The sequence below is a fragment of the Dorea sp. 210702-DFI.3.17 genome (genome assembly GCF_020560825.1).
In the GTDB taxonomy this organism is placed as follows: domain Bacteria; phylum Bacillota; class Clostridia; order Lachnospirales; family Lachnospiraceae; genus Dorea; species Dorea formicigenerans.
In genome coordinates this window covers 1-746 of the sequence record NZ_JAJCNB010000085.1, presented here as the reverse complement: position 1 = coordinate 746, position 746 = coordinate 1, and the positions used below count along the sequence as shown (strand labels likewise).

Here is a 746-nt window from a genome sequence, read left to right as displayed (position 1 = left end):
TTGCTGCCATCTCTTTTACCTCCGTTTTCTTTACTACTTTTTCAAAATCTGATGCCGGGTGCTTGCACAAAGGACATATAAAGTCATCTGGTAATTCCTCGCCTACATATTCATATCCGCAAATTCTGCAACGCCATATTGTCTGACCGTCCTCTGTTTTTCCAACCTCCTGTGGCTTAGGCTTAATATTATTCTGATAATAATCATATGTTACTGAAGGAACATTGCTTAAAACTTCCATATCGGTTATCTCACCGATAAACATCGTATGTGAACCCAAGTCCTCTGTTTTAGTAACTGTCACAGAAATGTATGCATTTGTACCTTCTGTAATATAATAAATACCATTTGTGCCCCTGGCACACTGCTCAAATGCTTCAAACTTATTGGTATCTCTTCCTGATTGGAAGCCAAAATGTTTGAACAATTCAAATTGTGCCTTCTGACTTAAGACTGATACAGTAAATTTTCCGGTTCTTTGAATCATATCATGCGTATAATTTGCCTTATTTACACAGATACTTAACTGGTTTGGTTCCGAAGCTGCCTGAATGGCTGTATTAATGATGCATCCGTTATCTTTTTCTGCTTCTTTAGCGGTCAATATAAACAGTCCATAACTCAACTTATACATTGCTTTCCTATCCATGCTGTTCCTCCTTTACCTTCTCCCTGCATTTCGGGCAAATGACTTTAAATGAAATATCATAATCCACAAATTCAATTCCATGAGTGTTATGAATTCT

The 746-nt window shown here is 37.1% G+C and carries 1 protein-coding gene and 1 pseudogene; both read right to left on the bottom strand.

The window, feature by feature from the left end:
- Window positions 1-649: flavin reductase (locus LI149_RS15035; protein WP_227079430.1), on the bottom strand; the 649-nt coding region annotated here is incomplete at its 3' end.
- Window positions 642-746 (bottom strand): annotated as a pseudogene (locus LI149_RS15775) (transcriptional repressor); the annotation flags it as partial. The gene LI149_RS15035 and the pseudogene LI149_RS15775, both read right to left, overlap by 8 nt.